Consider the following 16,223-nt stretch of genomic DNA (forward strand, 5'->3'; position numbering starts at 1 on the left):
GCACGTGCCAACATTTTCGCCAAGCCTTGAAAAGGCACTCCACCAGGCGCTGACGCTCGCCAACAAGCGCCATCACGAATATGCGACCCTCGAACATCTCCTCTTGGCGCTGATCGACGATGCGGATGCGGCTGCCGTCATGGGAGCCTGCAACGTCAATCTCGAAAGCCTGCGCAAGACCGTGTCCGACTATGTCGACAACGACCTGAGCAATCTCGTGACCGGCTATGACGAGGATTCCAAGCCGACAGCGTCCTTCCAGCGCGTGATCCAGCGCGCCGTCATCCATGTCCAGTCCTCGGGCAGGGAAGAGGTGACCGGCGCCAATGTTCTCGTCGCGATCTTTGCAGAGCGCGAGAGCCATGCCGCCTATTTCCTGCAGGAGCAGGAGATGACGCGCTACGACGCCGTCAACTTCATCTCCCATGGCATCGGCAAGCGCCCCGGCACCTCCGAATCGCGCACGCCGCGCGGGCTGGACGAGAACGAGGCAGAGCCGAAGGCCGCGCGCACCGACGAGGAAGGGGCGCAGAAGAAGCCACAGGACGCGCTTTCCGCCTATTGCGTTAATCTCAATGAAAAGGCCAAGGTCGGCAAGATCGATCCGCTGATCGGTCGTCATTCCGAGGTCAGCCGCACGATCCAGGTCCTGTGCCGCCGGTCCAAGAACAATCCGCTCTATGTCGGCGATCCCGGCGTGGGCAAGACCGCGATTGCCGAGGGTCTCGCCAAGCGCATCGTCGAGGGCAAGGTGCCGGAAGCGCTGGCCGATGCGACGATCTTCTCGCTCGACATGGGCACGTTGCTCGCCGGCACGCGCTATCGTGGTGATTTCGAAGAGCGTTTGAAGCAGGTCGTCAAAGAGCTGGAGGAATATCCCGGCGCCGTTCTCTTCATCGACGAGATCCATACCGTGATCGGCGCTGGCGCAACCTCGGGCGGGGCGATGGACGCCTCCAACCTGCTGAAGCCGGCTCTTTCCTCTGGTGCGATCCGCTGCATCGGTTCGACCACCTACAAGGAATATCGCCAGTTCTTCGAAAAGGATCGGGCGCTTGTCCGTCGTTTCCAGAAGATCGACGTCATCGAGCCGTCGATCGACGATGCGATCGAGATCATGAAGGGCCTGAAGCCGTATTTCGAGGACTATCACAAGCTGAAATACTCGAACGAGGCGATCAAGTCGGCCGTCGAGCTTTCGGCACGCTACATCTCCGACCGCAAGCTGCCGGACAAGGCGATCGACGTGATCGACGAGACGGGTGCGGCGCAGATGCTGCTGCCGCTTGCCAAGCGGCGCAAGCTGATCACCGAGCGCGAGATCGAAGCCACCATCGCCACCATGGCGCGGATTCCGCCCAAGACCGTTTCCAAGGATGACGAGACCGTTCTCGCCAATCTGGAGAAGGAACTGCGCTCGGTCGTTTATGGTCAGGATCTGGCGATCGAAGCGCTGGCTTCGGCGATCAAGCTGGCCCGCGCTGGCCTGCGCGAACCGAACAAGCCGATCGGCTGCTATGTCTTCTCCGGCCCGACCGGCGTCGGCAAGACCGAAGTGGCCAAGCAGCTGGCATCGTCGCTCGGTGTGGAATTGCTGCGCTTCGACATGTCGGAATATATGGAGCGCCACACGGTTTCGCGTCTGCTCGGGGCACCTCCCGGCTATGTCGGCTTCGACCAGGGCGGTCTCCTGACCGATGGCATCGATCAGCATCCGCACAGCGTGCTGCTGCTCGATGAGATCGAAAAGGCCCATCCGGACCTGTTCAACATCCTGCTGCAGGTCATGGACCATGGTCAGCTGACGGACCATAACGGCAAGAAGATCGACTTCCGCAACGTCATTCTGATCATGACGACCAATGCGGGCGCGTCGGATATGGCCAAGGCCGCCATCGGCTTCGGCTCGTCCAAGCGCACGGGCGAGGATGTCGAGGCGCTGAACCGTCTGTTCACGCCGGAATTCCGCAACCGTCTGGATGCGGTCATTCCCTTCGGCCCGCTGCCGACGCCTGTCATCCACCAGGTGGTGCAGAAGTTCGTCATGCAGCTGGAAACCCAGCTGGCCGAACGCAATGTCACTTTCGACCTGGCGCCGGATGCGGTCGCCTGGCTGGCGGAAAAGGGCTACGACGAAAAGATGGGCGCCCGGCCGCTGTCGCGCGTCATCCAGGAAAGCATCAAGAAGCCGCTGGCCGAGGAAATCCTCTTCGGCAAGCTGAAGAAGGGCGGTGTGGTCAAGGTGACGATCGGCGACAAGCCGGACGGCTCCAAGGGTATCCTGCTTGAATCGGTGCCGGAAACCGCGCGGATCAAGCCGAAGGCCGAGGTGGTGCGCCCGGCACGCAAGGGCGCCAAGCCGGAACCGGCCGTTGAGGTCGAGACCGTTGGCGCGGAGCCCAAGGCATCCGGCCGCAAGGCCAAGGCGCCTGAAGCACCGGAGGCACCGGAAGCCGGGCCTGCCCGCAAGGGCCGCACCGTGCCGAAAGTGCCACGCAAATAGGCGGCAGTGAATTGCAGAGCAACGATGCCGGGCGAGCGATCGCCCGGCATTTTCGTTTGCAGACGCCGTACACGCATGATGTCGTGCAGCTTCCTCATGGCAGCCTTGTGTGTCGGTGGTTTCTTCCTGTCCCATCCTGGGGTACTGCCTGAAAGGCAGATGGACAGGGATCGGCCGCCGCGCCTGGCTCGGGCGACGTCGGCGGGAAGGCAGCGCAGATGGACCAGACAGAGCATCGGACCGAAAAGTTGGAAGCGGTTTTCGGGAGAATCCGATGCGAAACAAGAAACTAGACCATCGGGCCAATTCGGGTTTTCGCGCCGATGCTCTGGAGCGGCAGGGCGTCTCTTCCGCAGCCACGGATGGGGCGGAAGGTCCGGGGGATCGGTCGACGGGTTACTGGATCGGCCGCGGCATGCTCGGCCTGTTCAGCCTGCCGGGCATGATCCTGCTCGTCTCCTTCTCCGGGTTCGCGGCATTTGCGGCACAGTCCGGCATCCCCATGGCCCAGGCCGTGTTCATGACGGCCGTGATCTGGGCGCTCCCGGCCAAGGTCATTCTTGTGGGCTCGATCGTCAGTGGCGCGCCGCTGATCGCCGCCTTCCTGGCGGTCACGCTCTCCTCCATCCGTCTGATGCCGATGATCGCCGCACTGGTTCCGGAGATCCGCACGCGCGAGACGCCGACCTGGGCGCTGCTCCTCGTCTCGCATCTCATCGCCATCACGGCCTGGGTCATGGCCATGCAGCGGGTGCAGGCCGTGCCGCGCGCCCATCGTTTCGCCTATGTCACGGCCCTCGGTCTGACGCTGACGCTCTCCAGCATGACGCTGGTGGCGCTCGTCTATCCCTTCGTGGCCACCTTTCCGCCGCTGGTCGCCGGCTGCCTGTTCTTCATGACGCCGGTCTACTTCCTCGCTTCGATCTGGAGTTCGGCGCGGCAGCGGGTCATCCTCGTGGCCCTCGTGGTTGGCCTCGCGATCGGTCCCTTTGCCGCAATCGCCTTTCCCGATATCGACATTCTGATCTCCGGCATCGGTGGCGGCACGCTCGCCTGGGCGATCGAGCGCGCCTGGCGCAAGCGGGAGGAGCGTGCGGCATGAGCTGGACACCGGGCCTGGAAGGCTATGTCTTCATTCTGATCGCGGGCTTTCTCGCCACCGACATCTGGCGCTGGCTGGGTGTGCTGGCTGGCAATCGTCTGGATGAGTCGTCGGAAACGCTCAACTGGGTGCGGGCTGTGGCCACCGCCCTCGTCGCCGCCGTCGTGTCGAAGCTGATCGTTTTTCCGACGGGCGAACTCGCCGCTTCGCCACTTTGGGTACGCCTGCTTGCCGTCACCGTCGGTGCGGTCGCCTTTTTTCTTGGGCGGCGCATTCCAGCCATCGGCATTGGCGCAGCGATCGCGACGCTCGCAGCCGCGCTCTGGTGGATCGGTTTCTGATCGGAATTTCGATCTCCCTCGCTGCAGTCGAGCCATCATCAAGACAACGGCGCATGTTCGCCGGGCGCGCCGCCCTATATGGGAGACATTGCCGTTACGGCGATTTGCGGATGGGAGATGCGCGATGCAGGACAGGCGGCATGCTCTGGGTTGGACACTTCTAGCGGCATTGGCCGCGGTGCTGGTCTATGTCAATCCGCTGGCGGATCTCGCGGCCTCCTACAACAAGGACGTCACCATCGGCAGCACGGCGCTGTACGGCACGTTGAGGGTCATGAATTCGGTCATGAGCGTGGCCAAGGATGCCGATGTCACCGGCGGTGTCGGTGTCGCCTCGGTCACGGCCAGTCCCGGGCAATTGCTGCAGCCGGTGACAAACACGATCGACAGGATGGCCGACCTGCTCTTCTGGCTGGCGATCCTGTCCGGCATCCTGTCGACGATCGTTCTGCCCGTCGCCAAGGTTGCCGCCTGCGGCCTCGGTCTCGTTGCAGGCGTGCGCGCGCTTCTCAGCGCCGCTCGCAGCCCCCTGCCACCGATTGCAGACAGGCTCATGCGGGGCTTCCTCGTGCTCGGCCTTTTAGGCGCGCTCGCGCTGCCGCTCGCTTATACGGTCGCCTTCACGGCCGGGCAGGCCATGACCGATTCCGCTTGGCAGCAGGCCACAGCCGTTTTCGAGCGGCTTCAGACGGATTATGACGACAAGGCGGTGACGGAGACACTGGCGCCCGCGCCGCAGCCGACGCCCCAGGTGCCGGCTGAAGACCAGGGCTTGCTCGGGCGCATCGGCACGGCGATCGGCGCTTCGGGCGCGGCGCTGTCGGATACGGTCACCGCCGCGTCGGGCGTCGTCGACCGCCTCTCGGAGGGGCTGATTTCTCAGGCCAAGGTGGTGGCCGACGGCGTGGCGATTTCAGGCGATCTCTTCAACGCCTCGATCGCCATCGCCGTCTCTTATCTCGTGCGCGTGCTCGTCCTTCCGGCCCTGATCCTCGGCGCCTGCCTCTATCTGATCCGGCTGGCTTTTCGCTGAATTGCAACTGCGAAGGCGATGAGCTGCGTCCGGTGACGGGCCTATTTTGCTATTCGCCAAGCAGCGCGCGCAGCTTGTCCGCCTGAGCGGCCAGAACGGCATGGTCGGCCATCGTACCGGTATGCGGCTTGAGCGGCTGGCCTTCGTGGCGGGGGATGACGTGGACATGCAGGTGGAACACGGATTGTCCGCCGGCCGCTTCGTTGAACTGCATGATGGAGATGCCGTCCGCCTCGAAGGCTTGCTGAGCGGCCTTCGCCACCTTCTGCACCACCTGGATCAGGCCGGTGAGCGTGGCCGGGTCGGCGTCGAGCAGGTTGCGTGACGGCGTCTTGGGCACGACCAGCACATGGCCATCCGCCTGGGGCATCACATCCATGAAGGCGATGGTGGCATCGTCCTCATAGACACGGTGGCACGGGATCTCGCCACGCAGGATCTTGGCGAAGATATTGTCGGTGTCGTAGGTGGCGCTCATCGGGGTCCTCCTGTTCGCGAATGGCTTGGCTCGGTGCCATCGGCGGATCAACGGCTTGGGCGATCTCTCATGAAAGAGATCAAAGCGAACCGCAAGGGCCGCGCCAAGCGCTTCGCCGGCGCCTCACGCTATTCGATCTCCTCGCCCTCGCGCAGCTGCCGCTCGCCCTTTCGAAACGGGCCGTGCTCCGAAAGCATGGCGCCCATGGCTTCGACATCGAGGCGCTCACGTTCAAGATAGGCCTCAACGGCGCGCCTTAAGCCCGGATGGGCGATATGATGCATCGAATGCGTCGTCACCGGCAGATAGCCGCGCGCCAGCTTGTGTTCGCCTTGCGCGCCGGCCTCGACGCGGGCGAGCTTCTTCTCGATCGCGAACTCGATGGCCTGGTGATAGCAAACTTCGAAATGCAGAAAGGGATGATCCTCGATACAGCCCCAATGCCGGCCATAGAGCGCATCCTCGCCGATGAAATTGATGGCGCCGGCGATGTAGCGGCCCTCGCGCTTGGCCATCACCAGAAGGATATCTTCCGGCATGCGCTCGCCGATCAGCGAGAAGAAGGTGCGTGTCAGATAGGGCCGGCCCCATTTGCGGCTGCCGGTATCCATGTAGAAGGCAAAGAACTGGTCCCAGACCGCTTCGGTCAGATCCGAGCCGGTCAGCCAGTCGATGGAAATCCCGTTTTCGAGCGCTGCGCGCCGCTCCTTCTTCAGCGCCTTGCGCTTGCGCGACGCCAGCGTCTCCAGGAAATCGTCATGCGTGCCATAACCGGCATTGGTAAAGTGGAATTGCTGGTCGGTGCGGTGGAGAAAGCGGGCCGCCTCCAGGGTTGGAAGCTCGCTCTCTGGCATGAAGGTCACATGGGCCGAAGAGGCGCCAAGCCGCCGTGTCAGCTCTTGAAGCCCCGCCGTCAGCGCCATGCGCGTGGCCGTGGGATCGACATGCAGCGCGCTGAGCAGCCGCGGCCCGGTGGCGGGCGTGAAAGGAACGGAGCACTGCAGCTTCGGGTAATATTGCCCGCCCGCCCGCTCCAAGGCATCCGCCCAGCCATGGTCGAAGACATATTCGCCCTGGCTGTGGTTCTTGAGATAGCAGGGAAGCGCGCCGATCAGCCCGCCCTCGTCATCCTCGATCAGCAGGTGCTGGCCAAGCCAGCCGGTCTTGGCCGTGGCCGAACCGGATTCTTCGAGCGCCGAGAGATAGGCGTGCGAGATGAACGGGTTATAGACATGCCCGGCCTGGCCGCGCGCCGCTCCGCCGAGCCGCGCCCATATATCCCTGCCGATCGCCGAAAAGGCGGTCTCGATGCGGATGCTGATATCGCCGCTCACTTGCTGTGCTCAAGCCTTTCCGAGGGGTCGAAGCCTTCGAAGGTGATCTGGTCGGCTTCCGCATAGCTGTGCGTCAGCGCGGCCTCGTCTCGCACCGTCCAGGTGATCACCGGAAGGTCGCGCGCCTTCACCCCGTCCACGAAGGGGTTCGGGAGATGACCATAGAAATAGGAGGTGAAATCGAGCCCTAGCGCCATGGCTTTTTCGTGGCGCTCAAAATCCTCAGGGCGTGCGCCGTCTGCCGTCAGCCCAAGCGGGTAGGGCACGTCCAGCGCCTTGAGGTCGGCCAAAAGCCAAGCATCGAAGCTCATCAGCGCCACCGGCCCCGCATACTCCTCCAGCACCTCGGCAACGGCGGCGGCAAAGCCCTCATCGTCGCCCTTGCGGCCTTTCAGCTCGATCACCAGCGGCACCCGGCCTGCCACCAGCTGCAGCGTCTGCCGCAGCGTCGGCACCTTGTCCCGCGTGCCGCCGATCGTCAAAAGACTCAACTCGCCGGCGGTGCGGGCCCGCACGTCGCCGGCAAGGCCGCAGAGCCGCTGCGTGTCGTCATCATGGAAGACCACGGGCACGCTGTCGGCCGCATATTGCAGGTCGCATTCGATCGCAAAACCTTTATCGACTGCGCGCTTAAAGGCCGAGAGCGTGTTTTCCCAAACGGCTTTGTTCATGTCGTGATAGCCGCGATGGGCGATCGGTGTCGTCTTCAGCCAGCTCATGTCGGTCATGATATGCGCCCGCAGGTCTCAGGCGACTTCAAGAACCGCGTCGATCTCGACGGCGGCATCGAAGGGCAGGGCGGCCATGCCGACGGCAGCACGCGCATGGCGTCCGGCATCGCCCAGAACGGTGGCGATCAGGTTCGAGGCGCCGTTCATGACCAGATGCTGCTCGACGAAATCAGGCGTGGAGGCAATGAACCCATTGAGCTTGACCACGCGGCGAATGCGCGAGAGGTCGCCATCGAGCGCGGCCTTGGCCTGGGCGAGGATGTTGATGGCGCAGAGTTCTGCCGCGCGCTGGCCGGCGCTGACATCGACGCCGGCTCCGAGCTTGCCCGTGACCGCAACCTTGCCGGCCTCCATCGGCAGCTGGCCGGAAATGAACAGCTGGTTGCCCGAGAGGACATAGGGCACGTAATTGGCCGCCGGGGCGGCGGCAACCGGAAGCGTGATGCCGAGTTCGGCGATTTTTGCGTCGATCTGGTCGGAAGCAGAGGCGGCGGACATGATATCTCCGGATTCGGGTCGATTGTGTTTTGCCGGCGAATGCGGCATGCAGGCGGTTCGAGCGAAGCCTTGGGCTCAGCCTGAAAGGCGTGGCCGGGCAGACTTGGCGGATGGTGACTGCCGACGACGCAGCTGCGCCGCGCCGCCAGACTGCCTTCTATCGCATCGCCGCGCAAACCGACAGGAGCAAGCGCATGTTTCCGAAAACCTTCGCAAATCTCCTGAGCCCCCATCGACGCTGCCAGGTGGCGCCCCGGCAGGGCCTGGCGCCCTTCGGCATCGCTGGCATTGCCGTCCTGCTCCTGGCTGCGCCCGCGCCGGCTTTTGCCGTCACCGCGCTCGTGCCTCATCGCGCGGTTTATGATCTGCAGCTTCAGGATGCGACCGAGCAATCCGGCATCTCCAACATGTATGGCCGGATGGTCTACGAATTCAACGGCTCGGCATGCGCAGGCTACACGGTCAGTTTCCGCTTCGTCACCAAGGTCGACAGCGGCGAAGAGGTGCGCACCACCGACCAGCAGACCACGACCTTCGAGGACCCGCATGGCAGCTTTCGCTTCCTGACGCGCTCTTTTACCGACGACAAGCTCGAAAAGGAGGTGCGTGGCACCGCGCAGGAAACGGACAAAGGACTGGCGGTCGATCTGGCCGCGCCGCAGAAGCGGGCGATCGAGCTGACGCGCGCGCTGTTTCCGACCGAGCATATGCTCGATGTGATCGAACGGGCCCGCAAGGGGGAGAAGCTGTTCGAGGCGCGGGTCTTCGATGGCTCCGACTCCGGCGACAAATCCATGCTGACGACCACCGTCATCGGCGCGGAACAGAAGGCCGGCGCCGATGGGCAGGACCGCGATGCGGACAAGGCCGGTACGCTGGCTAAAAGCCCCTATTGGCCTGTCACCATCGCCTATTTCGAGGATCATTCGGTGGGCGACACCACGCCGACCTACAGAATGACCTTCAAGCTCTATGAAAACGGCGTGACTCGCGACTTGACGCTCGATTACGGCGATTTCGTCCTGACGGGAAAGCTGGCGAAGCTCGACCTATTCAAGCAAGACGACTGCAAGACGGAACAGAAATAGGCGGGAAAGCGACCTATTCGGCGTCTTATGCGCCGAATTCGGACCTTCGGCCTTGCTTGTTCGCCGGCCATCCTGTATGGCGCCCCCCATTCCACACGCGGAGTTGGGATCGACCGGGAGACATCCGGCGGTTCCGCCGGTGCCGTGCCAAGCCTCGAAAACGGGGCAGAGCCGGCTGATAGCTTCGCGGAGGTTCAACCGGAAAAGGAGAAAAAGGCATGGCATTGCCTGATTTCAGCATGCGCCAGCTTCTGGAAGCTGGTGTTCACTTCGGCCACCAGACCCATCGCTGGAACCCGAAGATGAAGCCCTACATCTTTGGTGAGCGTTCGAACGTTCACATCATCGACCTGGCCCAGAGCGTTCCGATGCTGTCGCGCGCCCTTCAGGTCGTCAGCGACACCGTTGCCCGTGGCGGCCGCGTTCTGTTCGTCGGCACCAAGCGCCAGGCTTCCGACATCATCGCCGATGCCGCCAAGCGTTCGGCCCAGTATTACGTCAATGCCCGCTGGCTCGGCGGCATGATGACCAACTGGAAGACGATCTCGAACTCGATCCAGCGCCTGCGCAAGCTCGACGAAATCCTGGCATCCGACGCCCAGGGCTTCACCAAGAAGGAACGCCTGAACCTCGAGCGCGAGCGTGAAAAGCTCAACCGTGCGCTCGGCGGTATCCGCGACATGGGCGGCGTTCCGGACCTGATGTTCATCATCGACACCAACAAGGAATCGATCGCCATCGACGAAGCCAAGCGCCTGGGCATCCCGGTCGTGGCCATCATCGACTCGAACTGCGATCCGGACCGCATCGATTACCCGATCCCCGGCAATGACGACGCGTCGCGCGCCATCGCTCTCTACTGCGACCTGATCTCGCGCGCCGCCCTCGACGGTATCGCCCGTCAGCAGGGCGCTTCCGGCCGCGATCTCGGCGCTGCCGCCGAACTGCAGCTCGAGCCCGCGCTCGAAGAAAGCACGGAAGCCTGATTGCCGGCCCGCCCTTGGTGACAAGGGCGGTGTCTGTCGCAAAGGTCAGCCCGTTCTTGACGATAAGAGCGGCGTCTGTCGCAACCGAATGACTGGCAGGGCCGTTTAACCGCTGAAATGGGAAAACGGCCCTGTTCATTTCATCGGCAGGCTTGCCTGCCGCGTGGCATCGGGTTGAGGTTCATCACGATGTCATGAACGAGGGGCATTCCCCTCACACCTCTGGCACCGCGCCGTTTCATTTGGGCTGCGCGCCACACGGAACCAATCAAAGAGGCAGGAAGATGAGCGTAACAGCTGCAATGGTGAAGGAACTGCGCGAGAAGTCTGGCGCAGGCATGATGGATTGCAAGAAGGCTCTGGCCGAAACCAACGGCGACATGGAAGCGGCTATTGACTGGCTGCGCGCCAAGGGCATTGCCAAGGCCGACAAGAAGTCCGGCCGCACCGCTGCGGAAGGCCTGATTGGCATTGCCAGCACCGGCACCAAGGCTGTCGTGGTCGAAATCAATTCCGAAACCGACTTCGTCGCCCGGAACGATGCCTTCCAGGATCTCGTGCGCGGCATCGCTGCCGTCGCCGTCGAGACCGAAGGCACCGTCGATGCCGTTGCCGCCGCCACCTATCCGGCCACCGGCAAGACCGTCGCCGACACCATCAAGGACGCGATCGCCCATATCGGCGAAAACATGACGCTGCGCCGCTCCGCCGCCCTGTCGGTCGAAGACGGCGTCGTTTCGACCTATGTCCACAATGCTGTTGCTGATGGCCTCGGCAAGCTCGGCGTTCTCGTCGCGCTGAAGTCGACCGGCGACAAGGACGCGCTGAACACGATCGGCCGCCAGGTCGCCATGCACATCGCTGCGACCAACCCGCTCGCCATCCGCGCCAATGAAGTCGACGCCGCCGTTGCTGAACGCGAGCGCAATGTCTTCATCGAACAGTCCCGCGCCTCCGGCAAGCCGGAGAACATCATCGAAAAGATGGTCGAAGGCCGCATGCGCAAGTTCTTCGAGGAAGTCGCGCTCCTGTCGCAGGCTTTCGTCATGAACCCGGACCTGACGGTCGAGGCCGCCATCAAGGAAGCCGAAAAGACTGTCGGCGCACCGATCGAAGTGACCGGCATGGCCCGTCTGCTTCTCGGCGAAGGCGTCGAGAAGGAAGAGACCGACTTCGCCGCCGAAGTGGCTGCCGCCGCCAAGGGCTGAGCCGGCACGGTACAGAGCCTCTGCCAGCACGCGTTGCATCGGCGAAGGCTCTGTGTGCGCTGCAGCAAAATCGACGGGAAAACCTAGGGCATCGCGTGGACAACGCGGTGCCCTTCGTGTATCGCGGGGAACGCCGCCGAGGCCGCATACCGGTCCGCAGCATCCCGTTTTCGCCTGCCGGCTTTGCCGCAGCCCCGCTTTTTCCGCGCTCTTCTTGCGCTTTTCCGACAGGAGTGACGATGCCCGCTCAGCCGCTGTACAAACGCGTCCTGCTCAAGGCTTCCGGCGAAGCCTTGATGGGAAATCAAGGTTTCGGCATTGATGTCGCCGTTGCCGATCGCATTGCCTCCGACATTGCGGCTGCGCGCGCCATGGGCGTTGAAGTCGGCGTCGTGGTTGGCGGTGGCAACATTTTCCGCGGCGTCGCCGTTGCGTCCAAGGGCGGAGACCGGGTTACCGGCGACCACATGGGCATGCTGGCGACCGTGATCAACGCTCTGGCGCTCGCCACATCGCTACGCAAACTCGATGTCGATACGGTCGTGCTCTCGGCCATCGCCATGCCGGAAATCTGCGAGAGCTTCTCCCAGCGCGCGACCCTGCATCATCTATCGCTCGGCCGTGTCGTGATCTTCGCCGGCGGAACGGGCAATCCCTTCTTCACCACCGACTCGGCCGCCGCGCTGCGCGCCGCCGAAATGGGTGCCGAGGCCATCTTCAAGGGCACGCAGGTCGACGGCATCTATTCGGCCGACCCGAAGAAGGATCCGACCGCCACCCGCTTCGATAAGCTGACCCATTCCGACGTGCTGGCCAAGGGGCTTGCTGTCATGGATGTCGCCGCCGTCGCGCTTGCCCGCGAAAATCATATCCCGATCATCGTCTTCTCGATCCACGAGAAGGGCGGCTTCACCGACATCCTCTCCGGCGGCGGCCTCTGCACGATCGTCTCCGACAATTAAAATCGACTTGCGAGGCCGGGTTCGGCTTCTAGCGGTTCCTCCGGCGCATCGTCCGGTCGCGCCGGCTATTAGGGCAGGCCATCGGTGCGGGATCACACGATTCTCGCGCATGGACTGGCTTTTTGCACCGACAGAGCTTGCGCCGCGTGGCAGGCCGAAGCATGAGAAGAACAGGGCTTGGCCGGCTTCTCACCGAAGAGGCGGGCCAGGCCGATGATCTTTTGACCAGCTGTCCTATGTGGTTGCGCTTGGGCGCGCGGGCGGCGGACAGGCGTAAGCGGGCCGGGAAGAGCGCCGGCGAAAATGGGAGTGTGACACCATGAGCAAGGGTATTGACCTCAACGATATCAAACGGCGCATGGACGGCGCTTTGGCGGCGTTCAAGAACGACATCGCCTCGCTGCGCACCGGCCGCGCCTCCGCCAATGTTCTCGATCCCGTCATGGTAGAGGCCTATGGCTCCCGCGTGCCGCTGAACCAGGTCGCCAACATTACCGTGCCGGAGCCGCGCATGCTGGGCGTCTCGATCTGGGACCGGCAGATGGTCGGCGCTGTCGACCGGGCGATCCGGGAGTCCAATCTCGGCCTCAATCCGATCATCGACGGGCAGAACCTGCGCATTCCGCTGCCCGAGCTCAACGAGGAGCGTCGCCGCTCGCTCGTCAAGGTCGCGCACGATTATGCCGAGAAGAGCAAGGTCGCGATCCGCCATGTTCGCCGTGACGGCATGGATGCCTTGAAGAAGGCCGAGAAAGACGGTGTCGTCGGCCAGGATGAAAGCCGCAGCCTGTCTGAAAAAGTGCAGAAAATCACCGACGACATGATTTCTGACGTCGACCGCTTGCTTGCGGACAAGGAAAAGGAAATCATGCAGGTCTAATGACGCCTGAAATTCTCCGGGCGGGGAGCGGGCGAGACCTTTTGCTACCGAAGAAGATCGGGATGCCGCCGCTGTGGCGCTTTTGATCCGGCAGCCGAAGGTCGGTCCATCTGCCGGCTCGGGGTTTTCGAGGGGCGTCTTGCACGCTGCATGTGTCGACTCTTTCCTATGACGGGCGGTCAATGTCCACAGCCAGATCTCACACCGTTCCCCAGCACGTGGCCATCATCATGGACGGGAACGGGCGTTGGGCCAACAAGCGCGGCCTGCCGCGCACGCTCGGCCATAAGAAGGGCGTGGAAGCCGTGCGCGAGGCCGTGCGCATTGCCGGCGATCTGGGCATCGACTACCTGACCCTTTTTGCTTTCTCCTCCGAGAACTGGCGCCGGCCGGAAGCCGAGGTCAACGACCTCATGGGCCTGCTGAAAGTCTTCATCCGCCGCGACCTGGCAGAGCTGCATCGCAAGAATGTGCGCATCCGCATCATCGGCGACCGCGTGAACCTGCGCGGCGATATTCTTCCCCTGCTGGAAGAGGCCGAGGAAACCACGACGCGAAACACCGGAATCACCCTGGTCATCGCCTTCAACTATGGCGCGCGCGACGAGATCACGCGCGCGGTGCAGGCGCTTGCCGTCGACGTCGCGGCCGGACGCCTGGCGCCGGAGGATATCACCGCCCAGCGCGTGGCCAGCCGTCTCGACACGGCCGGGATTCCCGATCCCGACCTGGTGATCCGCACCAGCGGCGAGGAGCGGCTGTCAAACTTCCTGCTCTGGCAGGCCGCCTATGCCGAACTCGTCTTCGTGCCGGAGTTCTGGCCGGATTTCGACCGCGACGTCTTCCTGCGTGCGCTCGATGTCTATGCCCGCCGCGACAGGCGCTTCGGTGGTGTGACGAGCGCTCCCACTCTGGCCGTCGGTTCCTGATGACGCGCGAACTCAAGCTTCGAATCGTCTCGGGAATCGTGCTCGCGCTCTTCGCGCTGGTGGTGACCTGGGTGGGCGGGCATGTCTTCGCGCTCTTTAGTGTCGCGATCGGGGCGCTGATTTTTTCTGAATGGAGCACGATGACGCGCCTGGTCCTGCGTGGCCGGCGCGGCGTGGTGCTCGGCTGGGCGACGCTCGCGCTTTCGGCGGTCTTCATGTTTGCGCTGGGGATTCTCGCAGCTCTGGCCGTGGTTTTCGTTGGCGTCATTGCCGCAGCCCTGCTCTATCGTGCCCGCCATGCCAGTCCCTGGCTGCCGGCGGGCATTCTGTATTCCGGCCTGTCGATGATCTCGCTCGCCGCGGTCCGGGGCAGCGGGGAGGCGGGGCTGCTCGCCACCGTCTTTCTCTTCGCCGTTGTCTGGTCCACCGATATCATGGCGTTCTTCTTCGGCCGTGCAATTGGCGGGCCGAAACTCGCTCCGCGGATTTCGCCCGGCAAGACCTGGTCCGGCGCAATCGGCGGCACGGTGTCCGGCGTGGCCGCGGGTGCGGCCGTTCAGATCCTGGCGGGCGGGCAGGGTGTGCTGCGCATTCTCGCCATCGCCCTGGTGCTGTCGGCCGCCGGTCAGGCAGGCGATCTCTTCGAATCCTGGGTCAAGCGCCGCTCGGGCGTGAAGGATTCCGGCCGCATCATTCCCGGTCATGGCGGTGTGATGGACCGGGCGGATGCGCTGGTCGTCGCTGCCGCGTTGGCTCTGGCCATCGTGCTCGTCCAGGCAGCACTCTCGGGCGATCTTGCGGCTCTGGATGGACAGCGGGCTTCGATTGGTGCAATCCTGCTCGGTCTGTGAAGGGCGGCTCTGTGTTGCCCTTGGGAGTTTGATGACATGGCATTCCTCGGCGACACGCTGCATTTTCTCGTCGGCTACATCCTGCCGTTCCTCGTGGTGCTGACCCTGATCGTCTTCGTGCACGAAATGGGTCACTATCTCGTCGGCCGCTGGACCGGCATTCGCGTGCTGGCCTTCTCCATCGGCTTCGGACCGGAATTGATCGGCTTCAACGACCGGCACGGCACGCGCTGGAAGCTCTCGGCCATCCCGCTTGGCGGCTATGTGCGTTTTTACGGCGATGGCGACGCGGCCAGCACGCCGGATTATGCGGCGCTGGAGGAGATGAGACCGGAAGACCGTGGCAACACCTTCCTCGGCGCCAGGCTCTGGAAGCGCGCGGCAACGGTTGCCGCTGGCCCGATCGCCAACTTCATTCTGGCAATCGCGATTTTTGCCGTCATCTTCGCCACCTACGGCAAGCATATTGCCGATCCCACCGTGTCGGAAGTCAAGCCGGGCAGCGCGGCCGAGCGCGCCGGTGTTCTGCCGGGTGATCGGCTGGTGGCAATCGACGGGACGCCCGTCGTCACCTTCGACGATGTCCGCCGCTATGTTGGCGTTCGCCCGGACATGCCGATTTCCGTGAGAATCGATCGCGGCGGCAAGGATGTGGACCTGACCATGGTGCCCGAGCGCAGCGTGATCGAGGACCAGTTCGGCAACAAGATGGAGCTGGGCATCATCGGCATTCTGACGAGCCAGCAGAGCGGCAATTTCCGCGTCCAGACCTTCGGCCCCCTGCAGGCTATTGGCGAGGGCGCGCGTGAGAGCTGGAACGTCGTGACCGGCACGTTCGACTATATCGGCAATCTCATTGCCGGGCGGATGAAGGCCGACCAACTCGGCGGGCCGATCCGCGTGGCTCAGGCTTCGGGGCAGATGGCGACGTTGGGGCTGGTCGCCCTCTTCCATCTGGCGGCCGTGTTGTCCGTCTCCATCGGCCTGTTGAACCTGATGCCGGTTCCGGTTCTCGATGGCGGGCATCTGATGTTCTATGCCATCGAGGGAATCCGCGGCCGGCCTTTGGGTGCGGGCGCCCAGGACGTCGCCTTCCGTATCGGCTTTGCCATGGTGCTGATGCTGATGGTCTTTGCCACTTGGAACGACATCAGTTCGCTGCTCGGCTAACAGGCGGACAGGGTTTGCTTCCGAGTCTCGACGGCGGGGGGCACTGTCTCGTTTCGGGACTGGGGATGGATCTGTGTCGCTCAAGCTCCGCCGCTTATGCCAAACAGGCCGATAATGCGGGTAAACCTT

At 63.5% G+C, this 16,223-nt stretch carries 16 protein-coding genes; 12 read left to right on the plus strand and 4 right to left on the minus strand.

Features of this window, described 5'->3' with window-relative positions:
* The first annotated feature begins 4 nt into the window (after window positions 1-4).
* From clpA to BMX61_RS02130, 4 genes are all read left to right on the plus strand, one after another.
* Window positions 5-2,503, plus strand: a complete 2,499-nt coding sequence (clpA, locus tag BMX61_RS02115) for an ATP-dependent Clp protease ATP-binding subunit ClpA (RefSeq protein ID WP_075627793.1) — start codon at window positions 5-7, stop codon at window positions 2,501-2,503.
* Between the two features lie 415 nt (window positions 2,504-2,918).
* Entirely contained in the window at window positions 2,919-3,605 is a 687-nt protein-coding gene (locus BMX61_RS02120; protein ID WP_092742284.1) for an AzlC family ABC transporter permease, read from the plus strand.
* Complete coding sequence (locus BMX61_RS02125; protein ID WP_075627792.1) at window positions 3,602-3,946, plus strand: AzlD domain-containing protein; 345 nt, start codon at window positions 3,602-3,604, stop codon at window positions 3,944-3,946. The genes BMX61_RS02120 and BMX61_RS02125 overlap by 4 nt, the downstream gene beginning before the upstream one ends.
* A gap of 124 nt (window positions 3,947-4,070) precedes the next feature.
* Window positions 4,071-4,979 (plus strand): hypothetical protein, encoded by a 909-nt coding sequence (locus tag BMX61_RS02130; RefSeq protein WP_139198861.1) that lies wholly within the window; start codon window positions 4,071-4,073, stop codon window positions 4,977-4,979.
* A gap of 49 nt (window positions 4,980-5,028) precedes the next feature.
* On the opposite strand, the gene BMX61_RS02135 is transcribed toward BMX61_RS02130, so the two are convergent.
* The 4 genes from BMX61_RS02135 to BMX61_RS02150 form a co-directional block, all read right to left on the minus strand.
* Window positions 5,029-5,457: an HIT family protein gene (locus tag BMX61_RS02135; protein ID WP_075627790.1), complete on the minus strand. Its 429-nt coding sequence runs from the start codon at window positions 5,455-5,457 to the stop codon at window positions 5,029-5,031.
* A gap of 128 nt (window positions 5,458-5,585) precedes the next feature.
* Window positions 5,586-6,791 (minus strand): GNAT family N-acetyltransferase, encoded by a 1,206-nt coding sequence (locus BMX61_RS02140; RefSeq protein ID WP_075627789.1) that lies wholly within the window; start codon window positions 6,789-6,791, stop codon window positions 5,586-5,588.
* Entirely contained in the window at window positions 6,788-7,519 is a 732-nt protein-coding gene (locus BMX61_RS02145; RefSeq protein ID WP_075627788.1) for a glycerophosphodiester phosphodiesterase, read from the minus strand. The genes BMX61_RS02140 and BMX61_RS02145 overlap by 4 nt, the downstream gene beginning before the upstream one ends.
* An 18-nt stretch (window positions 7,520-7,537) precedes the next feature.
* Window positions 7,538-8,020, minus strand: coding sequence for a RidA family protein (locus BMX61_RS02150; RefSeq protein ID WP_075627896.1), 483 nt, complete (start codon window positions 8,018-8,020; stop codon window positions 7,538-7,540).
* A gap of 194 nt (window positions 8,021-8,214) precedes the next feature.
* On the opposite strand from BMX61_RS02150, the gene BMX61_RS02155 reads away from it, so the two are divergent.
* From BMX61_RS02155 to rseP, 8 genes are all read left to right on the plus strand, one after another.
* A complete protein-coding gene (locus BMX61_RS02155) occupies window positions 8,215-9,108 on the plus strand; it encodes a cell envelope integrity EipB family protein (RefSeq protein ID WP_083639449.1) in 894 nt (297 codons plus the stop codon).
* Window positions 9,109-9,326: 218 nt separating this feature from the next.
* Window positions 9,327-10,094 (plus strand): 30S ribosomal protein S2, encoded by a 768-nt coding sequence (rpsB, locus tag BMX61_RS02160; RefSeq protein ID WP_075627787.1) that lies wholly within the window; start codon window positions 9,327-9,329, stop codon window positions 10,092-10,094.
* Window positions 10,095-10,378: 284 nt separating this feature from the next.
* A complete protein-coding gene (gene tsf, locus BMX61_RS02165) occupies window positions 10,379-11,302 on the plus strand; it encodes a translation elongation factor Ts (RefSeq protein WP_075627786.1) in 924 nt (307 codons plus the stop codon).
* 239 nt (window positions 11,303-11,541) lie between these two features.
* Window positions 11,542-12,264 carry a UMP kinase gene (pyrH, locus tag BMX61_RS02170; protein WP_075627785.1) on the plus strand — a complete coding sequence of 241 codons (723 nt, stop codon included), beginning with the start codon at window positions 11,542-11,544 and terminating at the stop codon, window positions 12,262-12,264.
* 319 nt (window positions 12,265-12,583) lie between these two features.
* Window positions 12,584-13,144 carry a ribosome recycling factor gene (frr, locus tag BMX61_RS02175; protein WP_075627784.1) on the plus strand — a complete coding sequence of 187 codons (561 nt, stop codon included), beginning with the start codon at window positions 12,584-12,586 and terminating at the stop codon, window positions 13,142-13,144.
* 182 nt (window positions 13,145-13,326) lie between these two features.
* Window positions 13,327-14,073, plus strand: a complete 747-nt coding sequence (locus BMX61_RS02180; RefSeq protein WP_075627783.1) for an isoprenyl transferase — start codon at window positions 13,327-13,329, stop codon at window positions 14,071-14,073.
* Window positions 14,073-14,924, plus strand: a complete 852-nt coding sequence (locus BMX61_RS02185) for a phosphatidate cytidylyltransferase (protein ID WP_075627782.1) — start codon at window positions 14,073-14,075, stop codon at window positions 14,922-14,924. Before BMX61_RS02180 ends, BMX61_RS02185 begins: the two co-directional genes overlap by 1 nt.
* 36 nt (window positions 14,925-14,960) lie before the next feature.
* On the plus strand, window positions 14,961-16,094 hold the full coding sequence (gene rseP, locus BMX61_RS02190; protein ID WP_075627781.1) for an RIP metalloprotease RseP: 1,134 nt from the start codon (window positions 14,961-14,963) through the stop codon (window positions 16,092-16,094).
* The last annotated feature ends 129 nt before the right edge of the window (window positions 16,095-16,223 follow it).

This window comes from Xaviernesmea oryzae, from assembly GCF_900109605.1.
In the GTDB taxonomy this organism is placed as follows: domain Bacteria; phylum Pseudomonadota; class Alphaproteobacteria; order Rhizobiales; family Rhizobiaceae; genus Xaviernesmea; species Xaviernesmea oryzae.